Origin of the sequence: Streptomyces sp. NBC_00209 (assembly GCF_045206345.1) — a bacterium.
In the GTDB taxonomy this organism is placed as follows: Bacteria; Actinomycetota; Actinomycetes; order Streptomycetales; family Streptomycetaceae; genus Streptomyces.
Map to the genome: position 1 here is coordinate 3,484,734 of NZ_CP108121.1, position 16,397 is coordinate 3,501,130.

The window sequence follows — 16,397 nt, forward strand, 5'->3', positions numbered from 1 at the left end:
TGACTGCCATGATCCAGCCACCGGGTACCCCGTCTTCCCGCCGCCGACGGCATGACCGCGAGATCATCGCGCTCGCCGTCCCGGCCTTCGGCGCACTCGTGGCCGAGCCACTTTTCGTGATGGTCGACAGTGCCATCGTCGGCCATCTCGGCACCCCCCAGCTGGCCGGACTGGCGGTCGCCGCCGCCCTTCTGACGACCGCGGTGAGCATCTTCGTGTTCCTCGCCTACGCCACCACGGCAGCGGTCGCCCGCCGGGTGGGCGCCGGCGATCTGGCCTCCGCGATCCGCCAGGGCATGGACGGCATCTGGCTGGCGCTCCTGCTCGGTGTCGCCGTCATCGCCCTGACGCTCCCCCTCGCCCCCTGGCTCACCGATGTGTTCGGTGCCTCCTCCACAGCGGCGCCCCACGCCATCACCTATCTCCGGATCTCCAGCCTCGGCATCCCCGCGATGCTGGTCGTGATGGCCGCGACCGGAGTACTACGGGGCCTCCAGGACACCCGCACCCCGCTCTACGTCGCCATCGGAGGCTTCGCCGCCAACGCGGCCCTCAACGCCGGTCTCGTCTACGGCGCCGGCCTGGGCATCGCCGGCTCGGCCTGGGGCACCGTCATCGCCCAGCTGGCGATGGCGGCCGCGTATCTGGTCGTCGTCGTACGAGGTGCCCGGCGCCACGGCGCGTCCCTGCGCCCCGACGCCGCGGGCATCAGGGCCTGCGCCCAGGCGGGTGCGCCCCTCCTGGTCCGGACGCTGTCACTGCGGGCCGTCCTGCTCATCGCCACGGCGGTCGCCGCCCGGCTCGGCGACACCGATATCGCCGCCCACCAGATCATCCTCTCCCTGTGGAGCCTGATGGCCTTCGCCCTCGACGCCATCGCCATCGCCGGGCAGGCCATCATCGGGCGCTACCTGGGCGCGGACGATACGCAGGGCGCACGTGAGGCGTGCCGCCGGATGGTGGAGTGGGGCATCGCGTCCGGTGTGGTCCTGGGCGTACTGATCGTCCTGGCCCGGCCGCTGTTCGTCCCCCTGTTCACCAGCGACACGGCGGTCCAGGACGCCTTGCTGCCCGCCCTTCTGGTGGTGGCGGCCACCCAGCCGATCGCCGGCGTCGTCTTCATCCTGGACGGCGTGCTGATGGGCGCCGGCGACGGGCCGTACCTGGCCTGGGCCATGCTTGTGACGCTGGCCGTCTTCGCCCCCGCGGCCCTCCTGGTCCCCGCTCTGGGCGGCGGGCTCGGCGCCCTGTGGTGCGCGATGGCACTGATGATGATCGTGCGGATGGCGACGCTCTGGCTCCGTACCCGCTCCGGAAAGTGGCTGGTCACCGGCGCGATCCGCTGACTGATTCGGCATGTTTCACGTGAAACGGCGAAGGGCCGCACCCCGGAGGGTGCGGCCCTTCACTGTTCTGCTGAGGTGCGGCCCGATCAGGCAGCAACGACCTCGACGCCGAGCTTCGCAGCGACCTCGGGGTGCAGACGGACGGACACCTGGTGCCCGCCGAGCGTCTTGATCGGCGAACCGAGCTCGACGCGACGCTTGTCGACGTCCGGACCACCGGCGGCCTTGATCGCCGAGGCGATGTCGGCCGGGGTGACGGAGCCGAAGAGCCGGCCGGCGTCGCCGGAGCGAACGGCCAGACGGACCTTGACGGCCTCGAGCTTGGCCTTGACCTCGTTGGCCTGCTCGATCGTCGCGATCTCGTGGATCTTGCGGGCGCGGCGGATCTGCGCCACGTCCTTCTCGCCGCCCTTGGTCCAGCGGATGGCGAAGCCACGCGGAACCAGGTAGTTGCGGGCGTACCCGTCCTTGACGTCGACGACGTCGCCAGCGGCACCGAGGCCGGTGACTTCCTGGGTGAGGATGATCTTCATGATTCGGTCACCCTTCCCTTATCGCGCGGTGGACGTGTAGGGCAGCAGCGCCATCTCACGGCTGTTCTTGACTGCCGTGGCGACGTCACGCTGGTGCTGCGTGCAGTTGCCGGTGACGCGGCGGGCACGGATCTTGCCGCGGTCGGAAATGAACTTCCGCAGCATGTTCGTGTCCTTGTAGTCCACGTACTGGGTCTTGTCCTTGCAGAACGCGCAGACCTTCTTCTTAGGCTTGCGCACAGGCGGCTTCGCCATGGTGTTTCTCCTGTGTGATCAAGAAGTGGGGGTACGAGCTTCCCTAGAAGGGGGGCTCGTCCGAGTAGCCGCCGCCGGAACCGCCGGAGCTTCCGCCCCAGCCGCCCCCGCCGCCGCCTTGCTGGCCCCCGCCCTGGCCGCCGGCAGGCGCGCTCGTGGCCCACGGGTCGTCGGCGGGAGCACCGCCACCACCCTGCTGGCCACCACTGGGACCGCCGCCCCAGTTACCGCCACCCTGCTGGCCGCCGCCGTATCCACCCTGGCCGCCCTGGCCACCGCGACCGGTGGTCTTGGTGACCTTGGCCGTGGCGTTCTTGAGGCTGGGGCCGACTTCCTCGACATCCAGCTCATAGACCGTGCGCTTGACGCCCTCGCGGTCTTCGTACGACCGCTGCTTCAGCCGGCCCTGCACGACAACGCGCATGCCTCGCGTGAGCGACTCGGCGACGTTCTCCGCCGCCTGCCGCCAGACCGAGCAGGTGAGGAACAGGCCCTCACCGTCCTTCCACTCATTGGTCTGCCGGTCGAAGATGCGGGGAGTGGACGCGACACGGAACTTCGCGACCGCCGCACCGGACGGGGTGAAGCGCAGCTCGGGGTCGTCGACGAGATTGCCGACGACCGTGATGACGGTCTCGCCTGCCATGGATGAACCTCTCGGCGGGGATTGCTTCTGGCTGCTTGCTGCTACTCGAACCCGATGACCACTGAGCTAGAAGCTCAGTGGATCTCGGGACGGAGGACCTTGGTCCGGAGGACCGACTCGTTCAGGTTCATCTGGCGGTCGAGCTCCTTGACGACCGCAGGCTCGGCCTGCAGGTCGATGACCGAGTAGATGCCCTCGGGCTTCTTCTTGATCTCGTAAGCGAGACGACGACGGCCCCAGGTGTCGACCTTCTCAACCTTTCCTTCGCCCTCACGGACGACGGAGAGGAAGTTCTCGATCAGCGGGGAGACTGCTCGCTCCTCGAGATCGGGGTCGAGGATGACCATCACCTCGTAGTGACGCATGTGGAACCCACCTCCTTTGGACTCAGCGGCCACGGTCGTTCCGTGGCAGGAGGGTCGTGATGCGTTGAGCAACGGTGCCCGAGTAAAACAGCCCCCACTGACAACGCCCTCGATGAGGAGGGGCAGTCCATGCGGGCCTGGGCAGACACCGGTGCAGACCGTCCAGAGTACCCGCAGACCGGCTTCCGGTTGAAATCCGGTGGTCAGGGGACGCAATCTGTACACATCGGGTGTGAGCGGCGCCACAACCGCGCCGCATCTCGGCCAGGAGGTACTCCATGGCACACGTAACGCGGACCCGCCCCTCCGTCTCGCTCTTCGCCACGGACGGCAGGCCCCATCCGCTGCAGGGCGCGCTCGTGGTGATCACGCTCGTCCTCGGCGCCCTCGCCTTCATCTCCGCGATGTTCCACAACCTGCACCTGCTCAGCTCGTGGGCGGGCCTCATCGGGATCCTCACGGGGGCGTACGGCCAGTACATCTCCGTCACCACGCGCGAGAGGTTCCCCCTGATCATCGGCATGGGCGCGTCCGCCCTCGGGTTCTTCCTCGGCATGGCCCACGGCGGACTCTTCGGCGGCGTGATCGGCTGACCTCCCGGGTCCGGCCCGGGCGGCTCCGTCCCCGGACGGGGCCGCCCCCGCACGCGTACAGGCACACGGGGCCAGACGGCTCGCTTCACGGCCACAGTAGGCTTCGGCGCGAGAGCCGGAGCCCCTGACCGATGGGGACACACCTGCCGAGGAGCGCCCCGCATGAGCCTGACCCTGAGGACCATCAGCCGAGAGCAGCATCTGGCCTACATCCAGAGTCTGCCCGCGGCCAGCCACATGCAGGTCCCGGCATGGGCGGATGTGAAGGCCGAGTGGCGCTCCGAGAGCCTGGGCTGGTTCGACAAGACCGGTCAGCTCGTCGGCGCCGGCCTGGTGCTCTACCGGCAGCTCCCCAAGATCAAGCGCTACCTGGCATACCTGCCCGAGGGCCCGGTCATCAACTGGTACGCCCCGAACCTGAGCGACTGGCTGCAGCCGATGCTGGCGCACCTCAAGCAGCAGGGCGCCTTCTCGGTCAAGATGGGTCCGCCGGTGGTCATCCGCCGCTGGGACGCCGCGGCCATCAAGGGCGGCATCCAGGATCCGGACGTGAAGCGTCTGCGTGACGTCGAGGCCACGCACATCGAGCCGCGCGCCTTCGAGGTCGCCGACCGGCTGCGGAAGATGGGCTGGCAGCAGGGCGAGGACGGCGGCGCCGGCTTCGGTGACGTACAGCCCCGCTACGTCTTCCAGGTGCCGTTGGCGAACCGCTCGCTGGAGGACGTCCACAAGGGCTTCAACCAGCTCTGGCGGCGCAACATCAAGAAGGCCGAGAAGGCCGGCGTCGAGGTCGTCCAGGGCAGCTACGCGGAGCTCTCCGAGTGGCAGCGGCTGTACGAGATCACGGCGGAGCGCGACCGCTTCCGCCCGCGCCCGCTCGGCTACTTCCAGCGCATGTGGACGGCCCTCAACAGCGAGGACCCCAACCGGATGCGGCTCTACTTCGCCCGTCACGAGGGCGAGAACGTCGCGGCGGCGACCATGCTGATCGTCGGCGGACACGTCTGGTACTCGTACGGCGCCTCGGCCAACCACAAGCGCGAGGTCCGCCCCTCGAACGCGATGCAGTGGCGGATGCTGCGCGACGCGTACGCCATGGGCGCCACGGTCTACGACCTGCGCGGCATCTCCGACTCGCTGGACGAGACCGACCACCTCTTCGGTCTGATCCAGTTCAAGGTCGGCACCGGCGGCCAGGCCGCGGAGTACCTCGGCGAGTGGGACTTCCCGCTCAACAAACTGCTGCACAAGGCGCTCGACATCTACATGTCACGCCGCTGATCCGAGCCCCACAGCTGACGAAACCGGCTTCATTGGTTTCAATGGGGCCTGAACACGCTTCTCCTCCCTGATCCACCGCAGCCACCAGAAGGGTTCCGGACCGGCCATGGCGCTCTCCCTGTACGTCGACACCGCGCGCTGGCGGGCGCACCAGAAATCCGTTATCGACCAGTTCCCCGGCATCGTGCCGGTCTGCAAGGGCAACGGGTACGGCTTCGGCCACGAGCGCCTGGCCGACGAGGCGATCCGCTTCGGGTCCGACATCCTCGCGGTCGGCACCACCTACGAGGCAGCCCGCATCAAGGACTGGTTCAGCGGTGATCTGCTGGTCCTCACTCCGTTCCGGCGCGGTGAGGAACCGGTGCCGCTGCCCGACCGCGTCGTACGGTCCGTGTCCTCCGTGGACGGGGTGCACGCCCTGGTGGGCGCCCGGGTCGTCATCGAGTGCATGAGCTCCATGAAGCGCCACGGCGTCAAGGAGGAGGAGCTCGGGCAGCTGCACGCGGCCATCGAGGACGTACGCCTGGAAGGCTTCGCCCTCCACCTGCCGCTGGACCGTACGGACGGGTCGGACGCGGTCGAGGAGGTCATCGCGTGGATGGACCGCCTGCGGGCGGCCCGGCTTCCGCTGCACACGATGTTCGTCAGCCACCTGCGCGCCGACGAGCTCGCGCGGCTGCAGCAGCAGTTCCCGCAGACCCGGTTCCGCGCCCGCATCGGCACCCGGCTCTGGCTCGGGGACCACGAGGCGACGGAGTACCGGGGCGCCGTGCTCGACGTCACCCGCGTCGTCAAGGGCGACCGGTTCGGCTACCGGCAGCAGAAGGCCGCGTCCGACGGCTGGCTGGTCGTCGTCGCCGGCGGCACCTCGCACGGCGTGGGCCTGGAGGCCCCGAAGGCGCTGCACGGCGTGATGCCGCGCGCCAAGGGTGTGGCCCGGGCCGGCCTGGCCACCGTGAACCGCAACCTCTCCCCGTTCGTCTGGGCGGGCAAGCAGCGCTGGTTCGCCGAACCGCCGCACATGCAGGTGTCGATCCTGTTCGTGCCCTCGGACGCCGAGGAGCCCCGGGTGGGCGACGAGCTGGTGGCCCATCTGCGCCACACGACCACGCAGTACGACCGCATCGTCGAACGCTGAGTCCGCGCGCCGCCCGCCCCGCTCAGTCGGCGGCGGGCGTGCCGGCCGTACCCCACTCCACCCGCGGCCCGGGCGCCGCGGACAGCGCCTCGCGGCGTGCGGCACCCGTCTCGACCAGGTGGCTCAGTACGAACACGTCCTCGGCCCCGTCGAGCACCCCGCCCGACGGATCGTCCGAACCGTCGCGCCGCACCCCGTCGCGTTCCGGCATCACGATGTCCCGTACGACGACGGCGCACAGGTACAGCGTGCCCAGCAGATGCAGCACGATCGCCAGCTGGTAGCCCTCCGTGGGCAGCCCCTGGTGCTTGTCGCCGCTCGTCGTGTAGGCGAGGTACAACCAGATCCCGAGGAAGTACAGGACCTCGCACGTCTGCCAGATCAGGAAGTCCCGCCAGCGGGGCCTGGCCAGGGCGGCGAGGGGGATCAGCCACAGCACGTACTGCGGCGAGTAGACCTTGTTGACGAGGATGAACACCGCGACGACGAGGAACGCGAGCTGCGCGAAGCGCGGCCGGCGCGGTGCCGTCAGGGTCAGGACGCCGATCGCGGCGCACAGCGCGATGGTGGCCACCGTCGAGACGGTGTTGACCGTACCCACGTCGATGGACTCACCGGTGCGCTGCGTAATGACCAGCCAGAACGACCCGAAGTCGATGCCGCGTTCCTCGCTGAAGGTGTAGAACTTCTTCCACCCCTCGGGCGCGAAGACCATGACCGGCACATTGACCACCAGCCAGGAGCCGGCCGCTCCCAGCGCCGCCGCCCCGAACTCCCGCCACTTCCCCGCCCGCCAGCACAGGACGAACGCGGGCCCCAGCAACAGGACGGGGTAGAGCTTCGCGGCCGTCGCCAGGCCGATCAGGATGCCGAACGCCAGCGGGCGGCTCCGGGACCACATGAGCATCGCCCCGGCCGTGAGAGCCACGGCCAGCAGGTCCCAGTTGATCGTGGCGGTGAGTGCGAAGGCGGGCGCGAGCGCCATCAGCAGGCCGTCCCAGGGGCGCAGCCGGTGTGTGCGGGCGACACAGACGGCGATCACGGCGGTGCAGATCATCAGCATCCCCGCGTTGACCACCCAGTACGTCTGCTCCTGCGCCTGGATGGAACCGCCGCCCGGGGTCAGCCACGCCGCGACCTGCATGAACACCCCGGTGAGGACGGGGTATTCCAGGAACTGCATGTCCCCGGGCAGCCGGTCGAAGTACGGCACCAGTCCGTCGGCGAAGCCGCGCCCCGAGTACAGGTGCGGGATGTCCGAGTAGCACGCGTGCGTGTACTGGGAGCCGGCTCCCCTGAACCAGGCCCAGTTGTAGCAGGGCAGCTTCTGCACCATGCCGAGCGCGAACATCCCGATGGCCACCAGGGCGATCGCCCCCACCGGGGTGAGTGCGGCGCTGCCGAGCCGCGACCAGCGGCCCGACCTCCCGCCGATCAGCTCGCTTCCGGCCGCCGCGACCTCGTCCCGGTGCGTGGGCCGTACGACGGGCCGTTCCTGGTGCACGCTCGTGTCCTCTGCGCTTGGCATGCCGCACATCCTGCCGTACGGCGCTGTGGAAAGGACGAGGGCCGCCGCACCGGGGTGCCGCGGCCCTCATCGCCTGCCGTACCGGGCTCTACCCGGTCGTACCACCCCACCAGTTGGTGGTCCCGGTGCTGTTGTTCCCGGTGCCGTTGGTGTTGCCGCCGGTGGCGCCGTTGTTGGCTCCGGTGGTGGTTCCCCCGTCCGAACCGTCGTCTCCGCCCGTCGTGCCGGTGGAGGTACCGGTATCCGTTCCGCCGTCGTTGCCCTGGCTCGTGCCCGCGTCCGTGCCGCCGTCGTTGCCCTGCACGGTGCCCGCGTTGGCGCCGCCGTCGTTCTGGCAGTTCCAGCCCCACGTACCGCAGGTATCGCTCGGGTCGGGGGTCGGGACGTCCTGCGTGGGCGTGGGCGTCGGGGTCGGCTTCGTCGTCTCGGTCTCGGTCGGCGTGGGCGTGGGCGTCGGCGAGGGCTTCTTGGACGCGCCGCCGCCGTAGACCTTGTCCCCGATCGGCTCCGCCTTGGGGAAGGTCGCCGCCTTCTCCTTCTTCATCGCCTCGACCATGTAGTCGTGCCAGACCTGTGCGGGGAACGAGGCACCGTGGATCTTGTCCTTGCCACCGGTGCCGTACATCTTCTCGAACCCGCGGTCCTTGTGCTTCTCGTTGTCGTCCAGCCGGTACATGCTGATCGCCGTCGACAGCTGCGGTGTGTAGCCGACGAACCACGCCGACAGGTTGTCGTCGGTCGTACCCGTCTTGCCCGCGACCTCACGGCCCGGGAGCTGGGCGGACGTACCGGTGCCCTTGTCCACGACGTTCTTGAGGACGTCCGTGACGTTGTCGGCGATGACCCTGTCGAAGGCGCTCTTGGTGACCGCCTTGTGCTGGTACTCCGGCTTGCCGCGCTTCTTCACCTCGGTGACGGAGAACGGATCACGCTGCTGGCCCCGGGCCGCGAAGGTGGCGTAGGCGCCGGCCATGCTCGTCGCGCTCGGCGAGGACGTGCCGATCGAGAACGACGGCACGGTGGCGTCCGCCATGTACTTGTCGTCCTTCAGACCCGCCGCGATCGCCGCCTTCTTCACCTTGTCCGTGCCGACGTCCATGCCGAGCTGCACGTAGGGGGAGTTGGCGGACCGCTGCATGGCCTCACGCAGGGTCATGTTGCCGTACGACTCGTGGTCGTCGTTGGTCTGCAGCCACTCCCCACCCTCCTTGTCGGTCCAGACGTCTCCGTTGTACTTCCTGATCCTCAGCTTGTTGGCGCCGTTGTAGATGCTGAGCGGTGAGACCTTCGTACGCTGCGACTCGTCCTGCTCCGCGGGGCCGGACGGGTCCCGCTTGCCGTACTCCATGGCGGCTGCCAGCACGAAGGGCTTGAAGGTCGAGCCGACGGCGGCGCCGGTGGGGTCGGCGTTGCTCTGGTAGTGCTTGGTCGCGTCCACGCCACCGTAGATCGCCTGGATCGCGCCGGTCTTGGGGTCGACCGACGAACCGCCGAACTGCACGTGGGTGTCTTCCGTACGCTTCTTCGGGTCGATGTTCTCGTCGTAGACCCGCTTGACGGCCTTGCTCAGCTGATTGACCTTCGTCCGGTCGAAGGTCGTGTGGATCTCGTAGCCGCCCTGGTCGAGCATGTCCTTGGTGATCTTGGTGTGCTCGTAGATCTCGGCATTGGCGGTGTTGACGAGGTAGCCGATCTGGCCGCCCAGCTGCGCGGCCCGCTTCGGCTTGTCAGGCGTCGGGAACTCCGTGTACGTGTTCCGCTCCTTCTCCGTCAACCGGCCGTCCTTCACCTCCTCGTCAAGGATCCACTTCCAGCGCTTCTTCGCCCGCGCGAGGTTCTTCGCCGGGGTCGCCTGCACCGAGTCGACCTCCGGCGCACCCGCGGGGTCGTAATAGCTGGCGCCCTTGAGGAGGCTGGCCAGGAAAGCGCACTGGCTCGCGTCCAGGTCCTTGGCGTCCATCCCGTAGTACGTACGGGCCGCGGCCTGGATACCGGAGGCACCGCGCCCGTAGTACGAGACGTTCAGGTACCCGGCCATGACGTCCTTCTTCTTCATCTCGCTGCCGACCTTGAGCGTGATGAAGAGTTCCTCGAACTTGCGGCTGAGGGTCTGCTCCTGCGACAGCCGCGAGTTCTTGACGTACTGCTGGGTGATCGTCGAACCGCCCTGGGTCTCGCCGCCCTTGGCCATGTTGAAGACGGCGCGGGCGATGCCCATGGGGTCGATGCCGTGGTCGCTGTCGAAGGACTTGTTCTCGGCCGAGATGACGGCGTTGCGCATCGCCTCGGGGATCTGCGCGTAGTCGATGACCTGACGGTTGACCTCACCGCCGGTGGCCACCATCTGCCTGCCGTCCGCCCAGAAGTAGACGTTGTTCTCCGCCTTCGCGGCGGCCTGGACCTCCGGCTTGGCGACCATCGCGTACGCGAGACCGGCGAGGCCCATCAGCAGGCCGAGGAAGCCGATGCACAGGCTGGACACCAGCTTCCAGGACGGAACCCAGCGGCGCAGGCCCTGGCGGCCGGCACGCGGGTAGTCGATGAAGCGCTTCTTGCCCGGGCGCCGGCCACCGCGCCCGCCACCCTCGTGCCCGCCGTCCCCGCCACCGCGACGCCGTCCACCGCCGCCGTCGGAACCGCCTCCGCCTCCGCCGCCGCGCTGGGCCGCCCGTCTGGCGGCAGCACGACCGGCGTACGGGGCCTCCTCGCCGTGCGAGTCGGAAGGTGAGGCTGAAGTTACTCCGCGTGACGGTGCTGCGCGGCGTCCTGAGGACTGCTGGGCGGCTCGTCGGGCCGCGGCACGTCCGCCGCCTTGCGGCTGCGACGTCTTGCGACGGTGCTCGCTCATCGAACGACTACTCCTCGGGCAGGCAAGAACGCCTGGAAGCGGCAGGTGAGATCCGGTCCCCCGAATGACGGGCCGGCCCGGAGACGGGCTCGCCCGCTATGCGTCCGGATGGCCCGCGAGCACACACGCATGCGCGCGTCTCGCGGTTCCCGGTGGTCTGCATGCCGCACAGACTACGCACGGTCAAAACCCTCCTGGGACCGAACTTCACCCCAAATAACGCAAGTCGGCTCCTACGAATGCGCGATGTGACGCCGCTCACTGAGGCTCCCCTTGTCGGCGCCGCCGGTCCGATCTATCGTGCTGATGTATCGAGTCGATACATCAGCTCGGTACATCGACCCGGTACAAGGGACCGTGGGAGCACTCGGAGAAGGAGGGGCGAGGTTGAGCAGACGTTCCGGCATCCTCGAGTTCGCCGTCCTCGGACTGCTCCGCGAATCCCCGATGCACGGCTATGAACTGCGCAAACGCCTCAACACCTCGTTGGGCATCTTCCGTGCCTTCAGTTACGGGACGCTCTACCCCTGCCTCAAGACGCTGGTCGCCAACGGCTGGTTGATCGAGGAACCGGGAACCGCTCCGGCGGAGGCGGCACCCGGCTCCGGTCGGCCCGTCGCTCCCGCCTCGTCCCTGACGGGGCGCCGCGCCAAGATCGTCTACCGATTGACGGTTGAAGGTAAGGAGCACTTCGAGGAGCTGCTCTCGCAGACCGGCCCCGATTCCTGGGAGGACGAGCACTTCGCGGCTCGCTTCGCCTTCTTCGGGCAGACGGAGCACGACGTGCGCATGCGGGTGCTGGAAGGCCGTCGCAGCCGGCTGGAGGAGCGCTTGGAGAAGATGAGCGCCTCTCTGGCCCGCACCCGTGAGCGCCTCGACGACTACACACTTGAGCTGCAGCGACACGGCATGGAGTCCGTGGAGCGCGAAGTGCGCTGGCTGAACGAGCTCATCGAGAGCGAGCGGTCGGGACGGGATCAGCGACGATCCTCGCCCGAGGGCTCAGCTCAGCAGAAGACCTCAGGAGAGCCTGACGGCCTGCCCCGGCGGGGAGACAACCCGCCGGATCCGTCCGGCGACACCGCCAAGTGAGTTCACCGCAGATCCGCGGCGGGCTCATCAGAAACATCCATTACACACAGGGAGCAACCGGAATGGGTTCGGTTCGCGTAGCCATCGTCGGCGTGGGCAACTGCGCCGCCTCGCTGGTCCAGGGCGTCGAGTACTACAAGGACGCCGATCCGGCCGGCAAGGTGCCCGGTCTGATGCACGTCCAGTTCGGCGAATACCACGTGCGGGACGTCGAGTTCGTCGCCGCCTTCGACGTCGACGCGAAGAAGGTCGGCCTCGACCTCTCGGACGCCATCGGTGCGAGCGAGAACAACACCATCAAGCTCTGCGACGTGCCGAACGCCGGCATCACCGTCCAGCGCGGCCACACCCACGACGGCCTGGGCAAGTACTACCGCCAGACCATCGAGGAGTCGGCCGAGGCCCCGGTCGACATCGTCCAGATCCTCAAGGACCGCAAGGTCGACGTCCTCGTCTGCTACCTGCCGGTCGGTTCCGAGGTCGCTGCGAAGTTCTACGCGCAGTGCGCCATCGACGCCAAGGTCGCGTTCGTCAACGCTCTCCCGGTCTTCATCGCCGGCACCAAGGAGTGGGCGGACAAGTTCACCGAGGCGGGTGTCCCGATCGTCGGCGACGACATCAAGTCGCAGGTCGGCGCCACCATCACGCACCGCGTGATGGCGAAGCTGTTCGAGGACCGGGGCGTCGTCCTGGACCGCACGATGCAGCTGAACGTCGGCGGCAACATGGACTTCAAGAACATGCTCGAGCGTGAGCGCCTGGAGTCCAAGAAGATCTCCAAGACGCAGGCCGTCACCTCGCAGATCCGTGACCGCGAACTCGGCGCGGACAACGTCCACATCGGCCCGTCGGACTACGTGGCCTGGCTGGACGACCGCAAGTGGGCGTACGTGCGTCTCGAGGGCCGCGCCTTCGGTGACGTCCCGCTGAACCTGGAGTACAAGCTCGAGGTCTGGGACTCCCCGAACTCCGCCGGTGTCATCATCGACGCCGTCCGTGCGGCGAAGATCGCCAAGGACCGCGGCATCGGTGGCCCGATCCTCTCGGCCTCCTCGTACTTCATGAAGTCCCCGCCGGTCCAGTACTTCGACGACGAGGCCCGCGAGAACGTCGAGAAGTTCATCCGCGGCGAGGTCTCCAACTGACTCCCGTGAGTCAGCCGCGCAGGTGAGGAGCGGCAACGCTTCTCGGCTGCCGCGCCGTTGAGGGCTCCCGGGCAATCCGCCCGGGGGCCCTCGTCGTGTGTGACCCTTGCTCCCATGCCCGTCGCGCGCGACCTGCGCATACTTCTCCGCCTCCCGGACTTCCGCCGCCTGCTGGCCGTGCGGGTCCTGTCCCAGTCGGCCGACGGCGTCTATCAGGTGGCGCTGGCCACGTATGTGGTCTTCGCGCCGGAGAAGCAGGCGTCCGCCGGGGCCATCGCCTCCGCCATGGCCGTGCTGCTGCTCCCCTATTCACTCGTCGGGCCCTTCGCGGGCGTGCTGCTGGACCGCTGGCCCCGTCGTCAGGTCTTCGTCTACGGCAACCTGCTGCGCTCCGGGCTCGCCTGCTGCACCGCCCTCCTGATCATCTTCGCGGCTCCGGCATGGCTCTTCTACGCCTCCGCGCTGTGCGTCACCGCGGTCAACCGCTTCGTCCTCGCCGGTCTCTCCGCCGTTCTGCCGCGTGTGGTCGAGCGGAAGCATCTGGTGCTCGCCAACTCGCTGTCGCCGACCGCGGGCACCCTTGCCGCCACCGCCGGTGGCGGACTCGCCTTCGTGGTGCGGCTGCTGGCGGCTTCGGACTCCGCCGTGGTGCTGGTCGGGGCGGCGCTCTACCTCGCCTCGGCGCTGGCGGCGCTGAGCCTGGCGGCGGGGCTCCTCGGGCCGGACCGCGATGCTGGCCGCATGTCACTACGGGCAGCGCTGGCGACGGCGGCCGGAGGACTCCTCGACGGACTGCGCCATCTGCTGGCGCACCGGGGCGCGTCCCGGGCGCTGGCCGCGATGACGGTGATCCGGTTCTGTTACGGGGCTCTGACCGTCATGGTCCTGATGCTCTGCCGGTACGCCTGGACGGACAGCGAGGACGACGGACTGGCCCTCCTCGGCCTGGCGGTGGTCGTCTCCGGTGCCGGGTTCTTCGCGGCGGCCGTACTGACCCCCTGGGCCGCGGGGCGGCTCGGGCGGCTCCGTTGGATGGTGGTGTGCGCGGGCACCGCCGCGATCCTCGAACCGGCCCTGGGGCTGTGGTTCGCTCCGGCGCCGATGCTCGTTGCCGCGTTCGTCCTCGGACTCGTCACGCAGGGGGCGAAGATCGCCACGGACACCGTGGTGCAGACCGCCGTGGACGACGCCTACCGGGGCAGGGCCTTCTCGTTCTACGACGTGCTGTTCAACGTGGCCTTCGTCGCCGCGGCGGCGGTCGCCGCGCTGATGCTTCCGCCTGACGGGCGGTCCGTGGTGCTGGTGATCGGTGTGGCGGTGCTCTACGCAAGTTCTGCCATCTGCCTCGCGCATTGGAGTCGGGGCAGTGATGTCCTATAGCGTGCCCGCGTCAAACAAGGCGCACGAATCACGGGGGCATCCAGATGACTTACCCGCCGCAGCAGGGCGGGTACGGCTACCCGCCCCAACAGCCCCAACAGGGGTGGGGCGGCCCGCAGCAGCCGCAGCAGCCGCAGGGCTGGGGAGCTCCTCAGCAGCCGCAGCAGCCCCAGGGGTGGGGCACCCCTCCGCAGGGCCCTTCGCAGCCCTCCGGCGGCAAGAAGGCATTCCTCGCCACCCGCAACATCATCATCATCGTTGTGGGCCTCGTCGTGCTTGGCGCGCTGAAGTTCGGCCTGGGCGACATGTTCGAGTCCGACGCCAAGGCCGCTTCGGTGGGGGACTGCTTCGAGAACAAGGGCACCAACGACAACCCCGACATGAACTCCATCGACTGCAGCTCGTCCGCCGCCGAGTACAAGGTCGCCGAGGTGCACAACAACACGACCGACACCGACCTCTGCGACGTGGAGAAGTACTCCGCCTACACCGAGAGCTCGGGTCGCCGTAAGAGCCGGAACAGCGTGGTGCTCTGCCTGACACCGCTCAAGCCGGCCGGCTGAACCTCCGCCGCTACCCAGAACACCGACCGAGGGCGTTGTTTCACGTGAAACAACGCCCTCTGCGTATGCGTCGGCGCTCATGTTTCACGTGAAACATGAGCGCCGACGCATGGACCGAAGCGAGAGTGTCAGCTCTGCGCCTCCCACCACTTCTTCAGTTCCGAGACCGCCGTGTCGTGCTCCAGCGGGCCGTTCTCCAGGCGCAGTTCCAGCAGGAACGCGTACGCCTTACCGATGACCGGGCCAGGGCCCACGTCCAGGATCTGCATGATCTCGTTGCCGTCCAGGTCCGGCCGGATAGCGTCCAGCTCCTCCTGGCTCTTCAGCTGGGCGATGCGCTCCTCAAGCCCGTCGTACGTGCGCGAGAGAGCGGCGGCCTTGCGCTTGTTACGCGTGGTGCAGTCCGACCGGGTCAGCTTGTGCAGCCGCTCCAGGAGCGGGCCGGCATCCCGTACGTAGCGGCGCACCGCGGAGTCGGTCCACTCGCCGTCGCCGTAGCCGTGGAAGCGCAGGTGCAGCTCCACCAGCTTCGAGACGTCCTTGACCATCTCGTTGGAGTACTTGAGCGCCGCCATACGCTTCTTGGTCATCTTGGCGCCCACCACCTCGTGGTGATGGAAGGAGACCCGCCCGTCCTTCTCGAAGCGCCGCGTCCTCGGCTTGCCGATGTCGTGGAGGAGAGCGGCGATACGCAGAACGAGGTCCGGCCCGTCCTCCTCCAGGGCGATCGCCTGCTCCAGGACGGTCAGGGAATGCTCGTACACGTCCTTGTGCCGGTGGTGCTCGTCGCTCTCCAGCCGGAGCGCAGGCAGCTCGGGCAGGACCTGCTGAGCCAGCCCCGTATCCACGAGGAGGGACAGGCCCTTCCGGGGATGAGAGGAGAGCAGGAGCTTGTTCAGCTCCTCGCGCACCCGCTCGGCGGAGACGATCTCGATCCGGCCCGCCATCTCCGTCATGGCGGTGACGACCTCGGGGGCCACCTCGAAGTCGAGCTGTGCGGCAAACCGTGCTGCCCGCAGCATGCGCAGCGGATCGTCGGAGAACGACGCCTCAGGCGTCCCGGGCGTACGCAGGACCCGCTCGGCCAGGTCCTTCCGGCCGTCATGGGGGTCGATGAAGACCTTCTCCGGCAGCGCGACGGCCATGGCGTTGACCGTGAAATCGCGCCGCACGAGGTCGTCCTCGATGGAGTCGCCGTAGGACACCTCCGGCTTGCGCGAGGTCCTGTCGTACGCCTCCGACCGGTACGTCGTGACCTCGATCTGGTAGCCGTGCTTCTGCGCCCCCACCGTGCCGAAGGCGATCCCGACCTCCCACACGGAGTCGGCCCACGGCCTGACGATCTTCAGCACGTCCTCGGGGCGGGCGTCGGTCGTGAAGTCCAGGTCGTTCCCGAGCCTGCCGAGAAGGGCGTCACGGACCGAGCCGCCGACCAGTGCGAGACTGAATCCGGCATCCTGGAATCGGCGGGCGAGATCGTCGGCGACCGGGGCGACCCGCAGCAGTTCGCTGACTGCGCGGTGCTGCACCTGGGTCAGGGCGCTGGGGTTGTCTTCGTTGGCATTCGGCACAACAGAAAAGGGTACGTGCACGGGCCGGTCCGGACGTCACCCGTTTTCCGGGCCCTGCGAGACTCTCCCGATCATGCGGCACACTCCCCGGCACTTAGCCCCGACGCACCTCG

General features: G+C 68.5%; 15 protein-coding genes. 8 read left to right on the forward strand and 7 right to left on the reverse strand.

What is annotated here, in order from left to right; translation table 11 throughout:
- Nucleotides 1-8: 8 nt before the first annotated feature.
- Complete coding sequence (locus OG867_RS15710; RefSeq protein ID WP_406285972.1) at nt 9-1,346, forward strand: MATE family efflux transporter; 1,338 nt, start codon at nt 9-11, stop codon at nt 1,344-1,346.
- 86 nt (nt 1,347-1,432) lie between these two features.
- Here OG867_RS15710 and rplI read toward each other — a convergent pair whose 3' ends face one another.
- The 4 genes from rplI to rpsF form a co-directional block, all read right to left on the reverse strand.
- Complete coding sequence (rplI, locus tag OG867_RS15715) at nt 1,433-1,879, reverse strand: 50S ribosomal protein L9 (protein ID WP_018101870.1); 447 nt, start codon at nt 1,877-1,879, stop codon at nt 1,433-1,435.
- 18 nt (nt 1,880-1,897) lie between these two features.
- Complete coding sequence (gene rpsR / locus OG867_RS15720; RefSeq protein ID WP_003967857.1) at nt 1,898-2,134, reverse strand: 30S ribosomal protein S18; 237 nt, start codon at nt 2,132-2,134, stop codon at nt 1,898-1,900.
- Nucleotides 2,135-2,177: 43 nt separating this feature from the next.
- The gene (locus OG867_RS15725) at nt 2,178-2,780 is read right to left on the reverse strand and encodes a single-stranded DNA-binding protein (RefSeq protein WP_161207614.1); all 603 of its coding nucleotides are present in this window, start codon (nt 2,778-2,780) and stop codon (nt 2,178-2,180) included.
- Nucleotides 2,781-2,854: 74 nt separating this feature from the next.
- Entirely contained in the window at nt 2,855-3,145 is a 291-nt protein-coding gene (gene rpsF, locus OG867_RS15730; protein WP_018101872.1) for a 30S ribosomal protein S6, read from the reverse strand.
- A 278-nt stretch (nt 3,146-3,423) separates the two neighbouring features.
- On the opposite strand from rpsF, the gene OG867_RS15735 reads away from it, so the two are divergent.
- The 3 genes from OG867_RS15735 to OG867_RS15745 all read left to right on the forward strand — a co-directional run bounded on the left by OG867_RS15735 (nt 3,424) and on the right by OG867_RS15745 (nt 6,157).
- Nucleotides 3,424-3,738, forward strand: a complete 315-nt coding sequence (locus tag OG867_RS15735) for a hypothetical protein (protein ID WP_328901185.1) — start codon at nt 3,424-3,426, stop codon at nt 3,736-3,738.
- Nucleotides 3,739-3,900: 162 nt separating this feature from the next.
- On the forward strand, nt 3,901-5,019 hold the full coding sequence (locus tag OG867_RS15740) for a peptidoglycan bridge formation glycyltransferase FemA/FemB family protein (RefSeq protein WP_328901184.1): 1,119 nt from the start codon (nt 3,901-3,903) through the stop codon (nt 5,017-5,019).
- 106 nt (nt 5,020-5,125) lie between these two features.
- Nucleotides 5,126-6,157 carry an alanine racemase gene (locus tag OG867_RS15745; protein ID WP_018101875.1) on the forward strand — a complete coding sequence of 344 codons (1,032 nt, stop codon included), beginning with the start codon at nt 5,126-5,128 and terminating at the stop codon, nt 6,155-6,157.
- Between the two features lie 22 nt (nt 6,158-6,179).
- Here OG867_RS15745 and OG867_RS15750 read toward each other — a convergent pair whose 3' ends face one another.
- Both OG867_RS15750 and OG867_RS15755 read right to left on the reverse strand, forming a co-directional pair.
- Nucleotides 6,180-7,685 (reverse strand): glycosyltransferase 87 family protein, encoded by a 1,506-nt coding sequence (locus tag OG867_RS15750; RefSeq protein ID WP_328901182.1) that lies wholly within the window; start codon nt 7,683-7,685, stop codon nt 6,180-6,182.
- Between the two features lie 88 nt (nt 7,686-7,773).
- Entirely contained in the window at nt 7,774-10,533 is a 2,760-nt protein-coding gene (locus OG867_RS15755; RefSeq protein WP_406285976.1) for a transglycosylase domain-containing protein, read from the reverse strand.
- Between the two features lie 387 nt (nt 10,534-10,920).
- Here OG867_RS15755 and OG867_RS15760 point away from each other — a divergent pair, with 387 nt between their 5' ends.
- From OG867_RS15760 to OG867_RS15775, 4 genes are all read left to right on the forward strand, one after another.
- Entirely contained in the window at nt 10,921-11,625 is a 705-nt protein-coding gene (locus tag OG867_RS15760) for a PadR family transcriptional regulator (RefSeq protein ID WP_328901180.1), read from the forward strand.
- Nucleotides 11,626-11,687: 62 nt separating this feature from the next.
- Complete coding sequence (locus tag OG867_RS15765) at nt 11,688-12,770, forward strand: inositol-3-phosphate synthase (RefSeq protein WP_328901179.1); 1,083 nt, start codon at nt 11,688-11,690, stop codon at nt 12,768-12,770.
- Nucleotides 12,771-12,884: 114 nt separating this feature from the next.
- A complete protein-coding gene (locus OG867_RS15770; protein ID WP_406285978.1) occupies nt 12,885-14,150 on the forward strand; it encodes an MFS transporter in 1,266 nt (421 codons plus the stop codon).
- A 44-nt stretch (nt 14,151-14,194) separates the two neighbouring features.
- A complete protein-coding gene (locus tag OG867_RS15775; protein WP_406285980.1) occupies nt 14,195-14,713 on the forward strand; it encodes a hypothetical protein in 519 nt (172 codons plus the stop codon).
- A 128-nt stretch (nt 14,714-14,841) separates the two neighbouring features.
- Here the strand turns inward: OG867_RS15775 and OG867_RS15780 are convergent, their stop codons facing one another.
- Entirely contained in the window at nt 14,842-16,284 is a 1,443-nt protein-coding gene (locus tag OG867_RS15780) for a CCA tRNA nucleotidyltransferase (RefSeq protein WP_328901176.1), read from the reverse strand.
- Between the last annotated feature and the right edge of the window lie 113 nt (nt 16,285-16,397).